This window comes from Shewanella basaltis, from assembly GCF_023283885.1.
GTDB classification, from domain to species: domain Bacteria; phylum Pseudomonadota; class Gammaproteobacteria; order Enterobacterales; family Shewanellaceae; genus Shewanella; species Shewanella basaltis.
Genome location: NZ_JAKILA010000006.1, coordinates 1 through 23,601 on the forward strand (window position 1 = coordinate 1; position 23,601 = coordinate 23,601).

At 41.5% G+C, this 23,601-nt stretch carries 23 protein-coding genes and 2 tRNA genes; 11 read left to right on the top strand and 14 right to left on the bottom strand.

Going from position 1 to position 23,601, the window contains the following annotated elements; genetic code table 11:
* Positions 1-145: 145 nt before the first annotated feature.
* The 6 genes from L2703_RS06135 to L2703_RS06160 form a co-directional block, all read right to left on the bottom strand.
* On the bottom strand, positions 146-706 hold the full coding sequence (locus L2703_RS06135) for a YqgE/AlgH family protein (protein ID WP_248970250.1): 561 nt from the start codon (positions 704-706) through the stop codon (positions 146-148).
* Positions 707-734: 28 nt separating this feature from the next.
* Complete coding sequence (gene yciH, locus L2703_RS06140; RefSeq protein ID WP_248970251.1) at positions 735-1,064, bottom strand: stress response translation initiation inhibitor YciH; 330 nt, start codon at positions 1,062-1,064, stop codon at positions 735-737.
* A gap of 316 nt (positions 1,065-1,380) precedes the next feature.
* Positions 1,381-2,394: a ferrochelatase gene (hemH, locus tag L2703_RS06145; RefSeq protein ID WP_248970252.1), complete on the bottom strand. Its 1,014-nt coding sequence runs from the start codon at positions 2,392-2,394 to the stop codon at positions 1,381-1,383.
* Between the two features lie 286 nt (positions 2,395-2,680).
* A complete protein-coding gene (locus tag L2703_RS06150; RefSeq protein WP_248970253.1) occupies positions 2,681-3,220 on the bottom strand; it encodes a glutathione peroxidase in 540 nt (179 codons plus the stop codon).
* 573 nt (positions 3,221-3,793) lie between these two features.
* A complete protein-coding gene (locus tag L2703_RS06155) occupies positions 3,794-4,906 on the bottom strand; it encodes a PilT/PilU family type 4a pilus ATPase (protein ID WP_248970254.1) in 1,113 nt (370 codons plus the stop codon).
* 11 nt (positions 4,907-4,917) lie between these two features.
* Entirely contained in the window at positions 4,918-5,955 is a 1,038-nt protein-coding gene (locus L2703_RS06160; RefSeq protein ID WP_248970255.1) for a type IV pilus twitching motility protein PilT, read from the bottom strand.
* Positions 5,956-5,982: 27 nt separating this feature from the next.
* On the opposite strand from L2703_RS06160, the gene L2703_RS06165 reads away from it, so the two are divergent.
* The 7 genes from L2703_RS06165 (at position 5,983) to L2703_RS06195 (ending at position 12,965) form a co-directional block, all read left to right on the top strand.
* Entirely contained in the window at positions 5,983-6,678 is a 696-nt protein-coding gene (locus L2703_RS06165; protein WP_248970256.1) for a YggS family pyridoxal phosphate-dependent enzyme, read from the top strand.
* 349 nt (positions 6,679-7,027) lie between these two features.
* On the top strand, positions 7,028-7,846 hold the full coding sequence (proC, locus tag L2703_RS06170; RefSeq protein ID WP_248970257.1) for a pyrroline-5-carboxylate reductase: 819 nt from the start codon (positions 7,028-7,030) through the stop codon (positions 7,844-7,846).
* A gap of 142 nt (positions 7,847-7,988) precedes the next feature.
* Positions 7,989-8,537 (top strand): YggT family protein, encoded by a 549-nt coding sequence (locus L2703_RS06175; RefSeq protein ID WP_248970258.1) that lies wholly within the window; start codon positions 7,989-7,991, stop codon positions 8,535-8,537.
* Between the two features lie 103 nt (positions 8,538-8,640).
* Entirely contained in the window at positions 8,641-9,096 is a 456-nt protein-coding gene (locus L2703_RS06180; RefSeq protein ID WP_248970259.1) for a DUF4426 domain-containing protein, read from the top strand.
* A gap of 66 nt (positions 9,097-9,162) precedes the next feature.
* Positions 9,163-9,804, top strand: coding sequence for an RdgB/HAM1 family non-canonical purine NTP pyrophosphatase (gene rdgB, locus L2703_RS06185; protein WP_248970260.1), 642 nt, complete (start codon positions 9,163-9,165; stop codon positions 9,802-9,804).
* The gene (gene hemW, locus L2703_RS06190; RefSeq protein ID WP_248970261.1) at positions 9,801-10,940 is read left to right on the top strand and encodes a radical SAM family heme chaperone HemW; all 1,140 of its coding nucleotides are present in this window, start codon (positions 9,801-9,803) and stop codon (positions 10,938-10,940) included. Before rdgB ends, hemW begins: the two co-directional genes overlap by 4 nt.
* A 171-nt stretch (positions 10,941-11,111) precedes the next feature.
* Positions 11,112-12,965, top strand: a complete 1,854-nt coding sequence (locus L2703_RS06195; RefSeq protein ID WP_248970262.1) for a DUF885 domain-containing protein — start codon at positions 11,112-11,114, stop codon at positions 12,963-12,965.
* Between the two features lie 704 nt (positions 12,966-13,669).
* Here L2703_RS06195 and L2703_RS06200 read toward each other — a convergent pair.
* The 5 genes from L2703_RS06200 to trmB all read right to left on the bottom strand — a co-directional run bounded on the left by L2703_RS06200 (position 13,670) and on the right by trmB (position 18,571).
* Positions 13,670-14,611, bottom strand: a complete 942-nt coding sequence (locus tag L2703_RS06200) for a LysR family transcriptional regulator (protein ID WP_188916701.1) — start codon at positions 14,609-14,611, stop codon at positions 13,670-13,672.
* 944 nt (positions 14,612-15,555) lie between these two features.
* The gene (locus tag L2703_RS06210; protein WP_248970263.1) at positions 15,556-16,368 is read right to left on the bottom strand and encodes a YggN family protein; all 813 of its coding nucleotides are present in this window, start codon (positions 16,366-16,368) and stop codon (positions 15,556-15,558) included.
* A gap of 215 nt (positions 16,369-16,583) precedes the next feature.
* A complete protein-coding gene (gene glsB / locus L2703_RS06215; protein ID WP_248970264.1) occupies positions 16,584-17,498 on the bottom strand; it encodes a glutaminase B in 915 nt (304 codons plus the stop codon).
* Between the two features lie 6 nt (positions 17,499-17,504).
* Positions 17,505-17,831, bottom strand: a complete 327-nt coding sequence (locus tag L2703_RS06220; protein ID WP_248970265.1) for a 50S ribosome-binding protein YggL — start codon at positions 17,829-17,831, stop codon at positions 17,505-17,507.
* Between the two features lie 23 nt (positions 17,832-17,854).
* Positions 17,855-18,571, bottom strand: coding sequence for a tRNA (guanosine(46)-N7)-methyltransferase TrmB (gene trmB, locus L2703_RS06225; RefSeq protein ID WP_248970266.1), 717 nt, complete (start codon positions 18,569-18,571; stop codon positions 17,855-17,857).
* Positions 18,572-18,818: 247 nt separating this feature from the next.
* On the opposite strand from trmB, the gene mutY reads away from it, so the two are divergent.
* The gene (gene mutY, locus L2703_RS06230) at positions 18,819-19,892 is read left to right on the top strand and encodes an A/G-specific adenine glycosylase (RefSeq protein ID WP_248970267.1); all 1,074 of its coding nucleotides are present in this window, start codon (positions 18,819-18,821) and stop codon (positions 19,890-19,892) included.
* Positions 19,893-19,925: 33 nt separating this feature from the next.
* Positions 19,926-20,204, top strand: coding sequence for an oxidative damage protection protein (locus tag L2703_RS06235; RefSeq protein WP_248970268.1), 279 nt, complete (start codon positions 19,926-19,928; stop codon positions 20,202-20,204).
* 115 nt (positions 20,205-20,319) lie between these two features.
* Here L2703_RS06235 and L2703_RS06240 read toward each other — a convergent pair whose 3' ends face one another.
* A complete protein-coding gene (locus L2703_RS06240; RefSeq protein ID WP_248970269.1) occupies positions 20,320-20,895 on the bottom strand; it encodes a YceI family protein in 576 nt (191 codons plus the stop codon).
* Positions 20,896-20,946: 51 nt separating this feature from the next.
* The gene (locus tag L2703_RS06245; protein ID WP_248970270.1) at positions 20,947-21,501 is read right to left on the bottom strand and encodes a cytochrome b; all 555 of its coding nucleotides are present in this window, start codon (positions 21,499-21,501) and stop codon (positions 20,947-20,949) included.
* A gap of 513 nt (positions 21,502-22,014) precedes the next feature.
* Between L2703_RS06245 and L2703_RS06250 the strand changes: the two genes are divergently transcribed.
* Both L2703_RS06250 and L2703_RS06255 read left to right on the top strand, forming a co-directional pair.
* A tRNA-Phe gene (locus L2703_RS06250) sits at positions 22,015-22,090 on the top strand.
* 7 nt (positions 22,091-22,097) lie between these two features.
* Positions 22,098-22,173: transfer RNA gene (locus L2703_RS06255), tRNA-Thr, on the top strand.
* 498 nt (positions 22,174-22,671) lie between these two features.
* Here L2703_RS06255 and L2703_RS06260 read toward each other — a convergent pair.
* Complete coding sequence (locus L2703_RS06260) at positions 22,672-23,373, bottom strand: SapC family protein (RefSeq protein ID WP_248970271.1); 702 nt, start codon at positions 23,371-23,373, stop codon at positions 22,672-22,674.
* Positions 23,374-23,601: the final 228 nt, after the last annotated feature.

Here is a 23,601-nt window from a genome sequence, read left to right on the forward strand (position 1 = left end):
GGTTCCGGCTTTAACAGCGTTACCGGAACGACGTAATCGAGCAGCGTAGCGTCCTAGCAGACCAAAGGTTGCCCTAGAACCTAGCAGTGACGAAGTCACGTCCTAGCAGCGAAGCGTCCTCGAACCTAGCAGCGTAGCGACACTATTATGCATGGCCAACTTGACTAGACATTTGCCAAAAGTCAAAACCCAGCGACTGCGTAGCCTTTTGCCAGATCTGTTCATAGTCGACATTAAACAGCAATTCTGGAGAAGCTTTAATGGTTAACCAGGTATTGTCTGCCAGTTCTTGTTCTAATTGATTTTTACCCCAACCTGCATAGCCTAATGCGATGATAAATTGCTTTGGCGGGGTGCCGGTGGCGATGGAGGTTAAAATATCACGCGATGAGGTGAGCATTGAGTAATCGCTTATCTCAACACTGTTGATCCAATTTTTTTGTGGCGTGTGCAGTACAAAGCCGCGATCGGGTGAAACCGGGCCGCCAACCAAGACTTCTTCGTTAATTGAGAACATATGCTCAGGTGAAGGATTGAGCTCCATTTGCTCGAGCAAATCTTCAACATCGACACCAATGGGTCTATTAATCATTATACCCATTGCGCCTTTATCATCATGTTCACAAATATAAATCACTGAACGTTCAAAAAATGTGTCGTCTAATGACGGCATCGCAATTAAAAAATGATCTTTTAAGCTATCCATATGCTCTCCCAGGTCGTGCTGTTAGCGTTTATCCACCCGCTAATTTCACGGTGAAATTTAATTTCTCTAATATGGATTTTACTTGTTCGCGATTATCAGTTTGCACTTCGATATTGAAGTCTTTCACTGTACCACCACAACCGCATTGTTTTTTAATTTTTTGTGCCAGATCTTTTAAGGCTTTTTCGTCTAAACCAAGGCCTTTAATGACACTTACGCCCTTACCTTTTCGGCCTTTACTGTCTTTGTGAATACGTACAATACCATCACCTACAGGCGCTTCTGCCTGGGCTTTGGGTTCGTCAATGCGCCCTTTGTCGGTACTGTAAACTAGGGTGATATTAGGGTCTATTCTCATCATATTTCTTATTTATTGCCGTTTGGAGCAGTTTATCAAATCAAAAAAGCGGAGGCGAGGAGATAAAATTGGTTCTAGGCCCTAGGAACTCGCAGGCTCGCCTGAGAGCGGACTTCGTCCTTCTAGATTCTAGTAGCTAAGCGCCCTAGCAGTGACGAAGTCACGCCCTAGAACCTAGCAGCGAAGCGACCTTGCCACCGTAAGAGAAGCGTTCTGTACTGCGTAATCGCTTTTAAAATCTACTGAAACACCTGGGTTCCGGCTTTAAAAGCGTTGCCGGAACGACGTAATCGAGCAGCGAAGCGCCCTAGCAGCGTTATAAATAAGGCTTAACCAGGTTAGCCATCATGTTGATGTGATCATCGTTGTCATTTAAACACTCAATGTAACGAAAGTTTTTTCCACCTGCGTCTTCAAATACATGGCGATTTTCGCCTTTGATTTCTTCTAGGGTTTCTAAACAATCGGCGCTAAATGCAGGGCAAATGACAGCGATATCGGTAATACCTTTTTCTGGCAGGCTACCTATGGTGGCGTCGGTGTAAGGTTGTAGCCATTTGGCTTTACCAAAACGTGATTGGAAGGTGGCAACATAATCGTCTTGATTTAACCCTAGCTTTTCTGCCACTAACCGAGTGGTTTTCATGCAAAAACAGTAGTAAGGATCGCCAAGATGTAAATTACGCTCTGGCATACCATGATACGACATAACTAATTTTTGCGGTTTACCGTGAGCGTCAAAATCTTGTTTTATTGATGCGGCAATGGCGTCGATAAAGTCAGGGGTGTCGTGGTAAGTATTGATAAAATGTAACGATGGTAGGTAACGCCATTTCATCATTTCTCTGGCGATAGCATCAAAAGCTGAGCCTGTTGTAGGTGCAGCGTATTGAGGGTACAAGGGTAATACCACGAGGTTATCAATCCCCTGTTTGTGCATTGACTGTAATGTATCAGCCACTGACGGTGAACCATAACGCATTGCTAAATGCACGCTCACGTCATGGCCATCTGCTTGCAATTGGCGAGCTAATTTAGTTTGCTGGCGCTCGCTGATATCAAGCAAGGGTGAGCCTGCTTCGGTCCAGACTTGTTTGTACAATGCTGCAGACTTGGCAGGACGAATACGTAAAATGATCCCATGGAGAATAAGCATCCACACCAGTTTAGGGATTTCAACGACCCTTGGGTCGGACAAAAATTCGGCTAAATATGTACGTACTGCTGAGGCTGTTGGCGCATCTGGGGTGCCAAGATTCATGATCAATACGCCTGTTTTGCCACGTGCTTTGTGGCCAGTGTCTTTGTCTAACCCTGAAAATCTAGCCAAAATCTTGTCTCCGTAATCAATATAAGTAAGCTCAACTCAACGCGAAAGACCAATCTCGATGATTGTCTAAACATGCCTTGTTGGTGATGCTGAGGTTTAGTTTATTATGTGATGATTGTATCTTATTCTTTATAAACAAAAAGAGCGCTAGGTATCATCTACACGCTTTATATGAGGTGGGATATAATACCAATGTGCACAAAAATGTAATCATGGTGACGGGTTAATATCCTTATCACCTCGTTAGCAATGTTGAAGGTAGAATACTAGCTCGCTGCAATTTTTGTCACTTATATAACAGCGTTTCAATAGCTGTTTTCAATTGTTCGCTGTCTGGTTTTACTCGCGAATTAAACTGTTGAACCGTCTGACCATCTCCAGAGACAAGATACTTGTAAAAGTTCCATTTAGGCGCGGCGCTTTTATCACCAAGGTATTTAAACACCGAATTGGCATTATCGCCTCTTACTGCTGATGTTGCGACCATGGTAAAGCTAACACCATAGTTGATAAAGCATACATCTGCGGTTTTGGCTTCGTCTTTTTCTTCTTGAAAAAAGTCATCGGACGGAAAGCCAATTACCACGAGTCCTTTATCGGCATATTGTTTGTGCAATGCTTCTAGTGCTTCAAATTGTGGTGTGAATCCACAATTTGATGCGGTATTAACAATAAGAACAGGTTTGCCTTGAGTTAACTCACACAAATTGACGTTCTCTTTTGAGTGTAACTTGCGGGCTTCGACATTTAAGTAATCAGGACAGCTTGCTGCCGAAACACCTAGGCTGCTGGTTAATAGTAAGATTGCTGAGATGTATTTTATCATTAGGGCTTATCCTTGTGTGATAAAGTGTTGCAGTTAACACGTTTATCATGCCTTTGTTTTTGCACCTTTGTTTTTGCACTTGAGTTAGTGCATCGTTTATACCCAAACAATCTGAAGATGCTCGATTTCACATATTTTCAAATGGGCTGGGTATGTACGTGATATTGCATTGTTAAGATCAAACAATGATCCAGCGCAAACACAAAAAACAAACCAAAAAAATCGCAAAATGAGCCGCCACAGCCACACAATTAACGGCATGGCTGTGATTTATCTGGCGATAACATTAACCAGCCATGGATGTAATACCATTGCGCATTAATAAGTGACCACTCAGAATGCGTCCAGCGGTTTTTGATTAAGGCGTCGCTATGTAGTAATGGTTGTTCCCTTTCAAATAGCGAGAACGTAAAGCAAAAGCGGCTGGGGCATTCCTTTCAGGCGAGTTTTAAAAGGGCTTACACTGCGTTGCATGACTTCGAAAGAGAATAACTATTCATTCAGTCATTCGCCTTGTTTAAGCCCTTTTAAATTCTCGCTGAGAGATCACTTACTAACGCGCAATGGTATAAATTAATCCATGTCTAAAGTGATCCCTTCCATTGAGCCTGCTGATGTTGACTCGTTACTTTGCAGTTTAATCATTAAACGTAAATCGTTGGGGGAATCTGCATGGTGTAGTGCATCTGCGTAGCTGATTTCACCTTCAAGGTATAAATCTAATAAGGCTTGGTCAAAGGTTTGCATGCCTTGTTCGCGTGATTTACCCATTGTTTCTTTTAGTAAATGCAATTCGTTTTTGGCAATCAAACTGGCGACACGAGGGGTATTAATAAGCACCTCAATAGCCGCACGACGACCTGTACCATCTGACTTAGGAATAAGCTGTTGGGCAACAATACCGCGCAGATTTAACGACAAATCGAAAAGCAATTGATTGTGCTTACTTTCAGGCACTAAATGCATAATACGATCAAGTGCTTGGTTAGCGTTGTTTGCGTGTAACGTTGCCATACATAGGTGGCCGGTTTCGGCAAACGATAATGCAAACTCCATGGTTTCTTGAGTGCGGATTTCACCAATTAAAATCACATCTGGAGCTTGGCGTAATGAGCTTTTAAGTGCCGCGTCAAATGAGTCTGTGTCGATCCCGACTTCGCGCTGAGTAATAATACTTTTGCGGTGGTTATGTACAAATTCAACCGGGTCTTCAATGGTTAAAATGTGGCCACGGGCATGAGCATTACGATAACCAACCAGTGCGGCAAGCGAGGTTGATTTACCCGTACCAGTACCACCAACCATAATGATTAAGCCGCGCTTACTCATTACCAAGTCTTTAAGGATGGCGGGCAGCTTTAAGTCGTCAACTTCAGGAATATCGGTTTCGATACGACGCATTACGCATCCTGCTGACTCACGTTGCCAAAAAGCACTAACCCGGAAACGGCCTAATCCGGTAGCAGCAAATGCAAAGTTACACTCGCTGGTGTCATGAAACTCTTTTTTTTGTACATCAGTCATTAGTGATTCTACAAACGCTAAAGACTGTTGCGGTGAGAGTTTTGTCTCTGACAGCTGACGTAACTCACCATCAATTTTTGCACTGGGTGGAAAACCTGCTGTAATGAATAAATCTGAGGCTTTTTTCTCTACCATAATGGTTAAAAATGGTCGAACATCCATGGTTCTAATCCTTAAAAATTAGCTTGTTTATTCGAGCTCTTATGCATAGCATCTTCACGAGTAATGAGGCCACGATTAACCAAGTTTTGTAAACATTGATCGAGCGTTTGCATACCATGTGCCATACCGGTTTGAATGGCTGAATACATTTGAGCCACTTTATCTTCACGGATAAGGTTACGAATGGCAGGTGTACCCATCATAATTTCGTGTGCGGCCACTCGGCCCCCGCCAATTTTTTTAATGAGAGTTTGCGAAATAACGGCCTGCAATGATTCAGACAACATAGTGCGTACCATACTCTTTTCACCTTCGGGGAATACGTCGACAATACGGTCAATGGTTTTTGCCGCTGAGGTGGTGTGCAAGGTACCAAAAACTAGGTGACCCGTTTCGGCTGCGGTCATGGCAAGGCGAATGGTTTCAAGGTCACGCATCTCACCAACTAGAATAACGTCAGGGTCTTCACGCAGTGCACTACGCAGTGCGGCATTAAAGCTGTGAGTATGCTTATGTACTTCACGTTGGTTAACCAAACATTGTTTATTTTGGTGAACGAATTCGATTGGGTCTTCAATGGTTAAAATGTGTTCGTGGCGATTTTCGTTAATATAGTCGACCATACCTGCAAGGGTGGTTGATTTACCCGAACCCGTTGGGCCTGTAACCAAGACTAATCCACGTGGAAAGCTTGATATCTTTTTAAAAATCTCAGGCGCGCCAAGTTGTTCTAATGACAAAATATCAGACGGAATGGTACGAAATACTGCGCCGGCTCCGCGGGCTTGGTTAAATGCGTTAACACGAAAACGAGCCAGATTGGGAACCTCAAATGAAAAGTCGATTTCGAGGTGTTCTTCATAGTCTTTTCGTTGTTTATCATTCATGATGTCATATACAAGACTATGAACACCTTGATGATCTAGCGCCGGTAAGTTAATTTTTCGCACTTCACCGTCGACACGGATCATTGGAGAAACACCTGCTGAAAGGTGTAGATCTGATGCTTTGTGTTTTACACTAAAAGCGAGTAATTCAGTGATTTCCATTGTAGAGACATCCATTTAACCAACATTATGACAACAATAGCAGACAGAATATCAATCGCCCAGAGCAGAATTAAACAAGCGGCGCAAAATTGTTCGCGATTGCCAAGTGACATTAGCTTACTTGCCGTGAGTAAAACTAAGCCTATTAGCGACATTATTGCCGCCTACAATGCAGGACAACGCCAATTTGGCGAAAATTACGTCCAAGAAGGTCAAGAAAAAATTACTGCACTTGCAGCAAATTACCCAGACATTGAATGGCACTTTATTGGCCCATTGCAATCTAATAAAACCAAAATTGTCGCAGAACATTTTGATTGGATGCACACCTTAAGTCGCGACAAAATTGCCCAACGATTAAATGATCAGCGCCCTGCAAACAAACCGCCTTTAAATGTGTGTATACAAGTTAACATAAGCCAAGAAGACAGTAAGTCGGGGGTAGATGCTAATGAGGTAACCACGTTAGCACTTACTATCAGTAAACTGCCCAATTTATCGCTGCGCGGTTTAATGGCCATTCCAACGGCCACAGACGACATTGCAATACAGCAACAGGAATTTGCCAACCTAAGTGCCCTCTTTCAACAACTCAAACAACACCACCCAGGCATTGATACGCTATCAATGGGCATGAGCGCAGACATGGATATCGCTATTGCCAATGGCTCGACGATGGTGCGCATTGGCAGTGCCATATTTGGAGAAAGAAAAGCGCTTTAGGTTCTAGGAACTCGCAGGCTCGCCTGAGAGCGGACTTCGTCCTTCTAGGTTCTAGGTTCGAAGTGCCCTAGCAGTGACGAAGTCACGCCCTAGCAGCGAAGCGACCTAGCAGTGACGAAGTCACGCCCTAGCAGTGACGAAGTCACGCCCTAGCAGTGACGAAGTCACGCCCTAGCAGTGACGAAGTCACGCCCTAGCAGTGACGAAGTCACGCCCTAGCAGCGAAGCGCCCTTTTAGGTAACATATATATCCAATCAACTTGAAGATACGTGTTTCTGAACATCTTCAGGTTGTTTGGGGATATAACAACTGGACATAAATTCACTTCTTTAATTGGATGTAATTGAAATGACTCAAGCAAAAGTATGTTTTATCGGTGCGGGCAACATGACTCGCAGTATTATTAGTGGCTTAGTCAAACATGGTTATCCAAGTACACTTATCCACGCGACTAACCCAAGCCAAGGTAAACTCGATGCTTTGCAACACGACTTTGCGATTGAAGTGTCTAATGATAATGCGGTTGCAGCCCAAGCTGCTGATGTCATTGTGCTTAGCGTAAAGCCACAATTAATGGAAGACGTTTGCGGGGCTTTGAGCCACCTAGATTTAGCCAATAAGTTAATCATTACTATCGCTGCAGGCATTCCTGCTGCACGTTATCAGCAATATTTTAAACAACCTATCACACTTATCCGCACTATGCCCAACACGCCAACTCAAATTGGTTATGGCATGACAGGGATTTATGCCGAAGACAATATTTCTGCAGAGCATAAAGCCATATGCGAAACGTTAATGCAAAGTGGCGGTAAAACGGTTTGGGTTGATACTGAAGAAGGATTAAATCAGGTTATCGCACTGTCTGGTAGTTCTCCTGCCTATTTCTTCTTGTTTATTGAATCGATGATAGCCTCTGGAATAAAAATGGGCATGGCAGAAGATAAAGCCCGACTTCTGGCTGAGCAAGCAGCGTTAGGCGCAGCGCAGATGGTTATTCAAAACCAACAGCTGTCATTAGAAACGCTACGTACCAACGTAATGTCAAAAGGCGGCACAACTGCCAAAGCGGTAGAAACCTTTCAACAAGGTGATTTAGCAGGATTGGTTGATAAAGCAATGAATAATTGTGTTGCCCGCGCGCAAGAAATGGCAAAAATGTTTTAATTAATCTGAGTGTAAATAAACGATTATTTATCTCAAGCTAAAATACGCAGTGATAATATAATGATGAGTGGTTTAAGGCTCAATCATACAACGGGTCACTCTGTCCTATTCAATTTAATGGTATAAATGTAAGGCTATATTCATGAATGCAATGATTTTTTTGATCAACACGCTGTTTGACTTATACCTAATGGTTGTCATTCTTCGCTTTTGGTTACAGTTAGTTAAAGCCGATTTTTACAATCCGTTTAGCCAATTTGTTGTTAAAGCAACACAACCCATCATTGCACCAATGCGTCGTGTATTACCGTCTATGGGCAGTATTGATACCTCGTCAATTTTATTGGCACTCATGGTTGTAATGGTAAAAATGTTAGTACTTACTTTGATTGCAGGTGCTGCTTTTGATGTGTTGACGATTTTATTATTCTCTGTTGTCTCGGTTGTAAAAAATGCTGGCGTGTTGCTATTTTGGATGTTGCTTATCCGAGCAATTTTGAGTTGGTTTAACCAGGGATACAACCCAGTAGTGATGATAATGACTCAGTTAACTGAGCCGTTTTTAGCACCTGTTCGCAAAATATTGCCACCACTTGGCGGTCTTGATTTGTCGGTATTAGTGGTCTTTATTGCGATGAACTTTTTAAACATGCTATTTGCCCAATACATTCCATTTTGGTCAATGATTTAACACAAGCAAGGCGCTAACCGACTCAAGAGCAATTTACTTTGTCAACTTGCAGCTCTACGATTGCTTTTGTTAGCCCCAGCCCCCTAGATCACAGGATTTAGCCATGATACAAACCATTGTAAAAGCAGGTTATTTAATTAGCGCGTTGTTACTGTCATGTTTAAGTGTCACCAACCTTGCACATGCTGAACAAAAACAGCAAATAGGTAATTTTGACATTCACTACATGGCACTTAACAGCACTTTTATTACCCCAGAAATAGCAAAAACCTATGGTATAGAACGTAGCGGCTATAATGGTCTAGTCAATATTACGGTATTAAACACTAGCCAGCCCGGCAGCCCAGCGGTTGCTGTTGAAATATCTGGGGTTGCAAATAATTTAATTGATGCGCGAACCACCCTCGATTTTAAAGAAATCCGTGAAGGCGCAGCTATTTACTATATTGCTGAGGTACCATTTAGAGATGATCAAGAGGTCAATTTTGACATCGCTATCAAGTATACAAATCAGCTAAACACCTCGCTTAAGTTTAAGCAAAAATTTTACGTTGAATAACGCGTAATACCATTGCGTGTTATTAGCGTATAATGTGGCAAATTTTTACCTTAGGTCGACCAATTAATGCAATCTTCAACTCAACACATAGTGCTTGCCAGCGGTAATAAAGGTAAGTTATCCGAATTTGCGCAAATGTTTACAGCTTATGGCATTGAGGTGTTACCTCAAAATCAGTTTAATGTGCCTGATGTGGCCGAAACCGGGACGACCTTTGTTGAGAACGCCATAATTAAAGCTCGACATGCCGCTGAAATAACGGGAAAACCCACAATAGCCGATGACTCAGGCATTGAAGTTGACGCGCTTAATGGTCAACCAGGGATTTACTCGGCGCGTTACTCGGGCGAAGGGGCCACGGAAACAAGCAACTACTTAACACTATTGGCCGCCTTAAAAGATGAACCGCAACGTACTGCACGTTTTCAATGTGTTTTAGTGTATATGCGCCATGCCAAAGACCCGACGCCAATTATTTGCCAAGCATCATGGGAAGGCAGTATTAACTTTGCTCCACAAGGTGAACAAGGCCATGGTTACGATCCAATATTTATTCCACAGGGGTTTGATTGCACCGCGGCACAATTAACTCGCGAACAAAAAAACGCCCATAGCCATCGCGGTAAAGCCCTTGAGTTATTAATTGATGCAATGAAAGCGAAAGGCGTGATTAACGAAAACAGTTTAACCGCGACGGACAATAAATGAGCTTACAGTTACCGCCTTTGAGCTTATATGTGCACATACCATGGTGCGTACAAAAATGCCCTTATTGTGATTTTAATTCCCATGGGCAACATGGTGAATTACCTCAACAGGAATATGTAGACGCATTAATCGCCGATTTGAAAGCGGATCTACACTATGTGCAAGGGCGAAAAATACACACCATATTTATTGGCGGTGGCACGCCCTCGTTGTTCGATGCGAGTCAAATTCAACGCCTACTTGAACAAACTCAGGCATTAATTCCATTTGAAGAAAATATTGAAATCACCATGGAAGCCAACCCAGGTACATTAGAACACGATGATTTTAGTGCTTACCGTGCCGCTGGGGTCACACGATTATCGATTGGCGTACAAAGTTTTTCTAAAGATAAGCTTAACCTGCTTGGGCGCATCCATAATGAAGATGAAGCAAAAATTGCAGCTCAAAAAGCTAAACAAGCTAACTACCTCAGTTTTAACCTTGACCTCATGCACGGTTTACCAAACCAAAGCTTTAATGAGGCAATGCACGACATTGACACCGCCACAGCCTTAGCACCGCCGCATTTATCTTGGTATCAACTCACTATTGAACCCAATACCTTGTTTCATTCTAAACCACCACAACTGCCCGATGACGACAATTTGTGGCAAATATACGAACAAGGGCAAAAAAAGCTGGCTGAGCTCGGTTACCAGCAATACGAAATTTCTGCCTACGCCAAGCCTGGGTATCAATGTCGACACAACTTAAATTACTGGCAATTTGGTGACTATTTGGGGATTGGGTGTGGCGCTCATGGCAAAATCACTTTACCAGAGCACAACCGCATTGTGAGAACCGTTAAGATTAAACACCCCAAGGGGTATCTTGCTGCTGAAAACTACACTTTTGAAACAACCGATGTGAGTGAAGAAGATCGCCCATTGGAATATTTAATGAACCGTTTAAGGTTAATGACACCAATAGCCAAAACCGAGTTTGAGCAACGTACAGGGCAATCAGCTGATGTGGTTAAGGCTGGCATGAAAAAGTCGATAGACAGAGGGTTGCTCACTGAAACCGATACCCATTGGCAATTGACCCCCAAAGGCCACATGTTTGTTAATGATCTATTGTCACAATTTATCTAGCGTGAACGTGCCCCCATGCAATTGCACAGGGCACTTATCACGTCACCCTTTTCGAACACTCACCATACAAGCAATAACAAAATACACACTTTCTAACATTTCAATTAACACATTTAGTGAAAGCTTGATTAGGATATCAACCTATAAATTGTGTACTTTAGGAAGATATCGATGTCAATCAACACAAAAGCCACCTTCATTGCGCTGACGCTCTCCAGTATATTAAGCACCACAGCTATTGCTCATTCGCATACATCTGCCCTATTAAATCAACAAGAAAGTCAGGCCGTTGCGACAAATACCGAATCAGAAAAAGCCAATGCACTATTTGAAGACATCTTCATGGAAAACGTCATGTCTAATCCGGTGAACCAAACCTATTTGGGCATCAAAAAAGATTACGACAAATGGAATGATTTATCAGAAGCTGCTGCAGACGCCGATCTTGAACGTGCCAAAAAACAATTGGCGCAACTAAATGCATTAGATGTCACTCAACTCGATGAGCAAACCGCACTCAGTTATGAGTTATTACATGCTCGCCTAACACAAACTATTGCCGATGATAAATGGCGTTACCATACCTACCCAGTAAACCAAATGTATGGTGTGCACTCTATGGTCGCGGCCATTCTTATTAATCAGCATCAAATAACCAATGAAAGCGATGCAAAAGCTTACATTAGCCGTTTAAATGGTACGCAGGCACTTTTAGCACAACTCCAGAGCGCATTAGAGCTTAGGGCTGAAAAAAATATCATCGCCCCTAAATTTGTGTTCTCTTATGTCATCGCCGACAGCAAAAATATTATTTCAGGTGTGCCTTTTAGCGACACAGGTAAAGACAACCCTCTTTGGGCAGACGCTAATCGAAAAATCAATAAACTTGACATTAGCAACGATAAAAAACAGGCACTGCTAGCAGAAGTAAAACAAGCATTACTGACTAAAGTTAAACCTGCTTACGAGCAATTAATCAGTTATACCAACACATTAGCAGCTCGAGCAGACACGCGTGATGGTGTATGGAAGCTCCCTGATGGCGAGGCTTTTTATAATAATGCCCTGTCACGTACCACAACCACCAACATGAGTGCAGATGAGATCCACACACTTGGACTTGCTGAAGTTAAGCGTATTCATGAAGAAATGCGCACCATCATGAAAAAGGTCAACTACTCAGGTACCTTAAGCGAATTCTTTGTCTATATGCGTGAAGACAAACAGTTTTATTATCCAGACACCAAAGAAGGTCAACAAGCTTATTTAGCAGCAGCAAAAGCCTTTATCGATAACATGGAGTCTCGTTTAGACGAAGTGTTTAAAGTAAAACCTAAAGCGGCATTACTGGTAAAACAGGTAGAAGCATTCCGAGAAAAATCAGCAGGTAAAGCTTTTTACGATCAGCCAGCACCAGATGGCTCAAGACCGGGGATTTACTACGCCAATTTATACAAAATGGACGCCATGCCTAAGTACCAAATGGAAGCACTTGCTTATCATGAAGGTAGCCCAGGTCATCACATGCAAATTGCTAAAGCACAAGAATTGCAAGGCATACCTAAATTCAGAAAGTTTGGCAGTTACACCGCTTATGTTGAAGGCTGGGGCTTATATTCTGAGTATTTTCCAAAAGAAATGGGCTTATATGCTGATCCCTACTCAGACTTTGGCCGCTTATCGATGGAGTTATGGCGTGCATGTCGCCTGGTTGTTGACACAGGTATTCACACTAAAAAGTGGACACGAGAGCAAGCCATTGCTTATTACGTCGAAAATACCCCTAATGCCGAATCTGACGCGATAAAAATGGTCGAACGACATATTGTCATGCCGTCACAAGCAACGGCTTATAAAGTGGGCATGCTTAAAATTTTGGCGCTACGAGAACAGGCCAAAAAACAGTTAGGTGATAAGTTTGATATTCGGGATTTTCACAACGTGGTGTTAAGAAATGGACCTTTGCCATTAGATGTGCTGGCAGAGCAAGTAAATAAATGGCTTGATAGCTCACAAGCACTGTAATACCAATCCGCATCAGCAAGCGATCTCTTAGCGAACGTTATCGGTGAGGTATTCGAGGCAGTTTTTGAGGGCATAGTGCACTTGGTTATAGGCACTTGGCTATAGTGCACTAGGTTAAGAAAGACTGACAAACAATACCACACTGGTAAATTCGCCCTTAGGGGTTGCCGATTACGGCTTCAAATGACGTTGATGTAGCCCACTACACCTGCAGTCATTTTCATTGTACTGGGTCTAGGGCCTAAAGTAGATCTCATCTAATAAGGATTGGTTTAAACTACAGTCGAACCGCAAATGCAGCGCTTATCCCCCTGCATTTAGCACAAAAAAATAACCCCAGATCAATGCCTGGGGTAAACCAAATAACTAGGATGATGGTTTGAAAGCCGACATTGTTTTAGTTTTAAAAAACGCTTGCCAGCACTGATCCAAAATTTGCTTAGGTGCCGATTTGGGCATTGACTGAAAAGGGGTCATTTCTCAGAAAATACATGTTCAAATCATTCTGAATCAACTGGCATCTATTGTATTAAAATAAGAACAGACTGCAACACAAAACATTGACAACTTCAGTAAGTCATTGATTAACAACTCACTAAAATACTAAACAATGAACAACTTAAGTTATTGATATAAATAAACTAAAAATAAAGCCGCAGGATAAAGTGCGGCTTTGTTTTATTAAATGAACAATGTTTCCATTTTTACTTACGAAGTTTGTATAAATGATCGAATTTAGCATCCCAATATGGTGGGCTACCAATATGGGTTTTAATAAAGTCGATAAATGCGCTCACTTTAGGTGCAAGATGCTTACGACGTGGATAAACGGCTTGCAATGGTAAATTATGCGTTAATTGCCAATCAGGAAGTAACGGCACTAATGTGCCCTGCGCAATCTCATCTTCCATTAAATAACTGGCAAGATACACAATGCCTAAGCCGCTTACTGCTGCAGATTTTAAGGCGGGAGCATTATCTACACGGAAATTACCTGAAACGCCAATCTCACAGTAATCTTCACCTTTTTTAAATTGCCACATACTGTGTTCATGCCATTCACCTTGATACACCAAGCAATTGTGCTCAACTAATTGCTCAGGACGGCTTATATTGCCATGCTGTGCAATATAACCAGGTGACGCAACGAGCAAAAACTGACATTTCATTAGGGGCCTTGCAACCATACCCAATGGTAATTGCTCAGACATGGTAAGTAATAAATCTAAACCTTCGCTGACAACATCCACTTTATGGTCAAGTAAGCTGACTTGCAGTTCAAGCTCAGGGTGGCGAGCCATAAAATCAGGCAATGCAGGGATGATATGCATGGTGCCAAAAGACTGCGAAATACCCACTTTTAATACACCACGGGTCGCGTCGTTTAAGTTATGCACACTGGCCACAGCTTGCTCAGCATCACGCAGTAATTCTTCTCCCTGAAGGTACAATAAATTACCGGCTTCGGTGAGGCTTAAACTGCGTGTAGTACGTTGAATGAGCTGTACACCTAGTTTGTGTTCTAGATCTGCAACTTGAGTACTGACTTTTGATTTAGAAATGCCAAGACGTCTGGCTGCTGCACTAAAACTTCCTGCGCGTGCAACGTGAGTAAAAATTGCGATAGGTTCTAACAGTTCTAACATGAAAGTCGCCTTAAACTGGTTTACGACATTAATTAAATTCAGGTGTTGGTGTTCACTCTAGGGCCTATTGATCTTTGCTGGTTGAATTTTGTTCGAGTTAAAAACGTTTTAATCGAGGCGAATGGATTGTAGCCTAGTCACCTAAGCAAAATCTGTTCAACAAAGAGTAAAACGTTTTTAGCCGAACCCTGTGGGCAGCGTTTGTTGGTCATTTTTACTGCGTTATCGACTTTTTATGTAGAATAACTACACCTCAAAGTCTCTGCCTTGTACAAATGGCCAACAATTGGCTGCAAAAACAACCTTGAAAGGTCAACAGGCCCTAGCGTCACAAGTTGATGAGTAAAGTAACGCATTTACATCAACGCTGTCATATTTGTCGATTGAGGGGTAACACAAACAAAACTAGGTTACCAAACCTTATCATTTATTATCGGCAAATATCACCGTATCCCAAATAGAGTATATTTTTGTTGTATTGTAGGTTTTTGAGCTTTTCAGGTTATTTTTACAGCGAATTGTTGTCAATTACTCATCAATACAACTGCGCGGCAGAGACTTTAACGTGTAGTGATTCTACATAAAAAGTCGATAACGCCGTAAAAATGGCCAACAAGCGCAGCCTGAAAGGCCCTGCTAAAAACGATTTACTCTTTGTTGAACGACTCTTTGTGAATAAAGAATTGCTTAAATGACTAAGCATCAATCCATTCGGCTCGACTCACACGTTTTTAACTCGAACAAAAACAACCTTGAAAGATCAACTGACCCTAGGTGAGTATAACAAAAAAACACTCTGTAGCTCTATATTTATAATTGACAATTTTTTTATCAGAACAAAGAAGTTAAGCGATAGCAGGTACATGAGGGTTTTAGTCACATAAAAAAAGCCCCTGTGTCTTAAATAGGACACAGGGGAAGCCAAGGAGAGGGTTAACAAAATACTACTGAGTGGTTTCGCCTAGCGTTGCTAAAGTAAATGGACTGAGTTCAGGGATTGCGGTTCTCGCTTGCTTTTCTAGCACTAACAACTCTGCAAAGTTGTCACATACTTTTGTTGCTTTAGCCTCTAAACCTTGTGATTGTGATTCAAGCTGTTTTTCAATATCGGTGCCGACATTTTCCATTTTTTGCGAAAAAGCATTCATTTTTTCTTCAAATGTACCGCCTTCTGATGACATTATTTGCCCACCTAGCGTCATCATTAACGTTCCCATCGAACTGGTTACCATTTGCTCAATTTCTTGCTCAAACTCTTCGTTAAAGGTTTTTTCAATTGATGCCTCGGTTGAGCCAAGGTAAAACTTATCACCTTGCTGATAGGCCATTGTATCAACACGCTGCTGAATACCGTTCATTAATTTATCGATATGCATACCTGCACCGTCGCCTAAAATAGGACTCAAAGCCATATTGACGGCTTGAGTTGCAATAGCAATAACATCGCCGACAAGATCGATAACATCAGGCACTTGACGTGAAAGTTCTTCTGAATATTGGTTAAGCATTTTTTGCTGTGAATTGTTTAAGGTGATTTTTTTACCATCAACGTAAAGTTGACCTAATTCAACACGGTATTTCTCTGTGCCGTTATCACTTATTTGTAAATTTGTAGGCTCGACAGTGACATCGTAATTTAGCGTTACGTTACATTTTTCGTCTTTTAACGACATTTTGGCCATGGCTGGTGTCGTTGCCAATGAAGTCAATAACACACTGCTTAACGCTAAACCACAAATCAACTTTTGTTTGGTCATGATAAAAACCTTTTTTATGTAAAAACGATTAACGATATTCATTACAAAGCACAAGTTATGCCAAAAAACATAAAGCATTAATTTATAATGATTATTTTAATTAGGTGAGATTATTAAAGGATAATAAGCAATCAATGAAGGGAGTGTATTCGTAAAATAAACCAAAAAATAGTCTATTTTACGAATCTCAATAATAATTAATTTCGCGGTATTTGCTAAAAAATAGAGCGACCTAATTGTTGACTAATGTGTTCTAGCATAGCGGTACCAGCAAGCGAGTTGCCATTCATGTCAAGTTCAGGCGACCAAACGCAAATAGACATATCACCGGGTATAACAGCAATGATCCCACCACCAACGCCACTTTTGCCAGGCATACCCACCCGGTAGGCAAATTCTCCTGCACCATCATATAAGCCCGATGTGGCCAACAATGCATTTAACTGCCTAGTTTGTACAGGTGACACCAAGCTTTCGCCGTCTAATGTTTTACCTCGATTGGCTAAATAAAACATGGCTCGAGATAAATCAGCGCAGTTCATTTTTAACGAACAGTAATGAAAGTAGCTTTTAAGCACAGTATCAACGTCACCATTAAAATTACCAAATGATTTCATTAAATATGCAATAGAAGCATTACGAGCACTAAATTGATACTCCGAGTCGGCAACCACTTTGTCGTAAGCCACTGCGGGGTTTTGGCTCAACTGCCTAACAACCTCTAACATACGATGTTTAGGAGCACCTAGACGCGCTTGCAATAGGTCTGCAATGATTAATGCGCCTGCATTAATAAACGGATTACGTGGTTTACCACGCTCTAGCTCAACCTGAACCAGAGAGTTAAATGAATGCCCAGAGGGTTCTTTGCCTACGCGGTGCCAAATTTCATCTTCTGTGTATAGGTTTAACGCAAGTGTTAAGCTAAACACTTTAGAAATACTTTGAATTGAAAATGGCTCGAGGTAATCGCCTGCGCCTATGGTAGTGCCATCGATAGTCGTAATCGCAATACCTATTTTATTCGGGTTAACATTGGCAAGGGCAGGAATATATCCTGCCACATTGCCTTTACCCAGTAGCGGCCTGACCTTGTCTACCGCTTCTTGAAGTAATAATTGCTCAGGCAATTTGGTTTATCCCCACCAAATGTCGTACAAGCTGCTGACTTCTACACCAGACACAGGTTTGCCTTGCCAAAATGCTTTGACCGCTGCGATGTCGTCTTCGGTGCATTGACCAATTGCTTGAGTGGCGATAATACCTTCCCACTCTTTATGCCCACCACCGTGGAATCCCAATTGGCGAGGCTCGATAACCTCGTCAATAAATTGGTCAACAAGGGCATCGATATCCGCTTCAGAAACTGACTCGTCAAACACCCAGTTTATGTCAAAACCAAACTCTTGAAATTCATCTACTCGTAATTTTTTACGTAAACGACGACTGCGATTTTGCGCCATGATGTTGTCTCCTGTTGATAAAATTAAGCGGTGCGCTCAAACATGATATCCCAAACACCATGACCTAAACGGTGTCCGCGAGCTTCAAACTTTGTTAACGGACGATGCTCAGGACGTTCAACCACAGTACCTGTAGGTGATTGATTTTTATAACCCTCTGCGGCGTTCATTACTTCTAACATATGCTCACTGTAGTTTTCCCAGTCAGTCGCCATATGAAATACACCACCAACTTTAAGTTTTCGACGCACAAGTTGAACAAACTCAGGTTGAACAATACGGCGTTTGTGGTGACGTTTTTTATGCCATGGATCTGGGAAAAATAATTGTAAACGCGCCAATGAGCCATCAGCAATGCTATGCTCTAACACTTCCATTGCATCATGATGATAAACACGTAAGTTTGTCACTTTTGCTTCACCAGCATCGGCTAAACAAGCACCAACACCAGGCTTATGTACCTCAATACCGATAAAATTTTGCTCTGGCGCTGCACTGGCCATTTGTACTAATGACGCCCCCATACCAAAGCCAATTTCAAGGACGGTATCAGCATTACGGCCAAACACTTGAGTTAAATCAAGTGGTTGTGGTGTATAATCTAAGCCCATCGCTGGCCAATGTGCCTCAATAGCTTGAGATTGTCCTTTTGTTAAACGGCCTTCACGTAAAACAAAACTTCTGATTTTACGAATATACTTACCGTCTTCGTTAAACTCAGCTGTGGTAACGTCGCTCATTATTGCCTCATTGCTTACATACGTTACATAAGGTTTATGCGTAGTGACAGAAATAAACCTATCGCTATTAACATCAACATTACGTCATGATTGTCTGTATTAGATCAATTTAAATATTCGTCGCGTATTATACCTAAAGTCGCAGCACATGTTTACGCTAAATTAGCATCGAGATTTTCATCTTGCGATAAAAACCAATCATCAACCAACTCTTGTTTAATAAAATCGCTATGGATACACTGCGCCCATGAAAAAAGTGACCTCTTTTGCTGAGCGTATTATCGCTTGGTACGACCTAAATGGTCGTAAAACATTGCCCTGGCAAATCAACAAAACACCTTATCGAGTTTGGGTGTCAGAAATCATGCTGCAACAAACGCAAGTGGCAACGGTGATCCCTTACTATGAAAAGTTTATGGCAAGGTTTCCTACTGTTGTTGAGTTAGCAAATGCACCTCAAGATGAAGTATTGCACCTTTGGACCGGTTTAGGGTACTACGCGAGAGCGCGAAATTTACACAAAGCCGCCCAGCATATTAGGGATCACTTTAATGGTGAATTCCCTACGAGTTTTGATGATGTGATGGCCCTATCTGGCATTGGGAAATCGACAGCAGGCGCGGTGTTGTCCTTGTCTTTGGGACAACATCATCCCATTTTAGACGGTAATGTAAAACGCGTATTAGCAAGACATGGGGCCATTGCAGGTTGGCCTGGTATTAAAACGGTTGAGCAGCAATTGTGGCAATTAACCGAAAAGTTAACCCCTAAGAGCGGTGTTGAAAAATTTAATCAGGCGATGATGGATATTGGATCTAGTGTGTGTACACGCACTAAACCACAATGCGAATTATGTCCTGTAGCTGTGGATTGTATTGCTCAATTGCAAGGTAATCAAAGCCTATACCCAGGGAAAAAACCTAAAAAAATCACCCCCGAAAAATCAGCTTATATGCTTGTGTTGGTAGATAATAGCCAAAATGCTACCAAGGTACAGTTAATACAACGTCCGCCTGCTGGCATTTGGGGAGGGCTTTGGTGTTTTGCGCAGTTTGAGACGCACGCTGAATTATCCGATTATTTAGCAAGGCATCAGTTAGTGGCATCTGCACAAGGTCTTGCAGGCTTTAGGCATACTTTTAGCCATTTTCATCTCGATATACAGCCAGTACTGGTTGAAATTACACCAGACTCTGCAACGAGTATCATGGAACAACATGGCGCTCTCTGGTATAACATAGAGCAACCTGCGAAAGTTGGGTTAGCGGCAGCCACAGAACGTATTTTGTCTAATTTAGCCGTCCTTTTCGCGACACAGTAGTATTTTTTGTAATTAAGTTAGTAAGGAATCATCATGGCTCGCACAGTTCAGTGTCTTCACCTTAATAAATCAGCCGACGGGTTGGATTTTCAGCTTTATCCAGGCGAATTAGGTAAGCGTATTTATGGCAATATTAGTAAAGAAGCCTGGGGCTTATGGCAAAAAAAGCAAACGATGCTCATCAATGAGAAAAAACTGAACATGATGAATGTAGATGATAGAAAATTTTTAGAAGCGCAAATGTTGAGTTTTTTATTTGAAGGTAAAGACGTCGAAATCGAAGGCTATGTTCCACCAAGTGAAGACGAATAATAGACCTAAACTTAAAATAAAAACATAAAGCCGCTTTATGAACTGACCCCCAATCGTTGGACAACAATTATTGGGGGTCAGTTCATTATTAGCGGCTTTTTTGGTTTTTAAACAATTATTGCTTAATTCCTTCAACGACCAAATCAAGTACAACATTTGCTGATGCAGGGCCTAAATCCATTTTTACACCATAGTCTTTCATTGCAAACGTGGTTTTACCGGTAAAACCTGCACGATAACCTCCCCATGGGTCTTTACCCTCACCAATCGCCTTTGCGTCTATGCTCAATGGCTTAGTCACCCCATTAAAAGTAAAGTCTCCATTTATCACAAATTGGTTGTTGCCATTGTCAACAATCGAGGTAGACACAAAACTGGCTTCTGGGAATTTATCGCTATTTAAAAAGTCTGCACCACGTAAATGTTTATCACGCTCAGCATGGTTTGAGTCAACACTGGTTGTATTAATTTTGACATTCACTTTAGCGTCGGCAATTTTAGCTTGGTCAAAACTGAAGTTACCAGAGAACTCATTAAAACGCCCCACAACAAAACTGTAACCCAAATGGCTAACACTAAATTGAATTGAAGCATGAGCCCCTTGTGTATCAATGACATAGTCAGCCGCATTTGCAGATAAAGATAACAGTAAAGATGAGCCTATTATTGTTGCAAGTAGATGTTTTTTCATTATAGCGTCCTTAATTATATAAAATATGAGTTACGGGCCAATCACAATGGGTTATTGTTTTTGCACAGGTTTGAGCATCCTTGTTAACGTGTTGTCTTTATCAATAATGTGATGTTTGATTGCTCCTAACGCATGAAACACCACCAAAGTGATTAATGTGTATGCAAGATATTGATGTACGATACCAGCCAGATCTGCCTGGTCCTCTATAAATGCATTAGGAAATGGCACGGCAAACCAGTCAAAAATCCAAATATCCCGACCGTCTGCGGTTGAAATCATAATGCCCGACACCATGATGAATAACAGCAACATATAAAGTAGTCTGTGGGCCCATTTGGCTAATTGCTTTTCCCAGGTTTTGTGATGCTCAAGTGCATTAGGTGAAGCAGACAAACCTTTCCAAACGAGTCGGATTAAGATTAATCCCAATAACAGTAGACCAATACTTTTATGAATATGTGGTGCGGTTTGATACAAACTGCTGTAATACGTGAGATCAACCATCCAAAAGCCCAAACCAAAGAGTCCAAATACAACGATTGCCGATAGCCAATGCAACAAAATAGCCGTTACACCATAACCTGCAGATGAATTACTAAACATACCAAGGTTCCTTGAAGAGTTAGCCCTATTTTAGTGCGACTTTTAAAAAAGAAAATCCCTTAAATTAGCCAGATTTATTCTAAAAAATAGAAAGATTGTAGCGACTCAACATTATACTATGTTGTGTTAACAGCTTTGCTGTCACCTAAATTGTCATGATGGGTACTGTGTTAATGACCCAATGATGTACACCTATCGATTGAGTTAAATAGTCATGGTAATTGCTGTGTATAATTGCCGTTAAGTTAGCCGTTATGAATATTAATAAATAGTGTATTTACCAAGCTTTGCTTTCGCTTGTACAAACAAAAGCGTGTTTTTGTGCTAAAAACCAACAAAAGCAGATAAAATTACAGCAGTTTGCACATTAACTAGCCGAACGAGTAAAAAGATTTAAAAAGCACTTGCACGATAAAATCCATCGCTATATTATGTGCGCACTCCAGACGAGACAGGCACTGATTACCAAGTTAGTACCTAGTTTGAAGTAGTAAACTAACGCTTAGTTTAGTTGCCCGAATAGCTCAGTCGGTAGAGCAGAGGATTGAAAATCCTCGTGTCCCTGGTTCGATTCCGGGTTCGGGCACCACAATTTAGCCGGCATAGCTCAGTTGGTAGAGCAACTGACTTGTAATCAGTAGGTCCCGAGTTCGACTCTTGGTGCCGGCACCATAAAAAAACAAAAAAGCCACTCAGTGAGTGGCTTTTTTGTATCTAAAGATCAAGTTCATCAAATACTTATACCATTTCCATTAATTATGTGAACAATCAGAGCCACTCAGACTTTTCAGTTTGAGGCGCATTGTTGAAAGAATGGTTATTCCCTTTTAAGGCGATGCAACAAAGAAATGGAAAGTATGAGTGTCTCCTACAAGGCGGGTTTCAGTGCCTTCTATACTGCTTAATAGCATTTTGACGTACGACTGCATGGACGCAGGAGGTAGAACAACGCAGGAGCAGTTGTCGACGACTGCATGGACGCAGGAGGTAGAACAACGCAGGAGCAGTTTTCGAGAGCAACTATGCCTACAATCCTATTACTTGCCTAGAAGACACAGAATTCCCGCTGAATGACCAGATAATTGCTGGAATTGGTATTATACAAGTTATCTTATTGAAAATATAAAAAAAGACACTCAATGAGTGTCTTAGTGTTTAGTTAACACATATTTATTTGCCTTGCATTTCAACCCTTGCGAGACGATTAATTTGGTTTAACGAACCTAAATGACCATAAATTGGGCCAAGTAAACCACGCTTTTTAAGGTCTAAAAACTCTTCATCAGTTAATGCATTAAGCTTTTGCTCATCAATAACGTAAAGACCATTAATATTGCGCTTTTCACCAGCCACATCTACCGTTAGTGTTTGACTGATTAATAGGCCTTTTTCATTTAAAAAACCTAAAATGCCACGAGTCGCCTGATCTTGCTCATAATGGCTGATCAACGCTTTTTTGCGTGCATCTAAAAACGGTGTCTCTTTACCATCTTCAAACAATGCTTGTCCGTCGGTTTTGCTAACTTCTTTTGCTTGTTCGCGGATGCCAATCCATACCTTATCTTTAACATCTGGATTTAACACTAAGCCTAATGGATAATCACGAACGACCGCAGGAACATAAAGACCTTGCCATTTGCCGTATTTTACACTTAAGTTTTGGCCAGGTTTTAAGCCTAACATTGCAACTGATTGGAACTCGTTTGTATCACTATTTTTAACAAATACAATTGGGTATTCGGTAGCTGCGCGACTGATTTCATGCAGTGTTACAGGCACAATATGTTGCTCTGCTACATGTGAATAATCACTTGGTATAAGCTTTAAATCACCATGTTTTGTTTGTTCTAATAGTGTAATTTGGTTTTGCATATTGGCTCCATTAGGCACTGATTAACCTGAGCTCTGGACAAGAAATGTATTGATAATAAAAAAGTCGATACATCTCATATCCAGAGCTCAGGTTGATTATCTTTTTGTAGATGCGTATTGCATAGGTGCAATAAGCAAATTAACAACTCGTTAATATAGAAACTACCAAGATCAATCTTAAATTCAAGTACATTTAGATTAAATTGCGCTTATCGACTATAAAAGCGG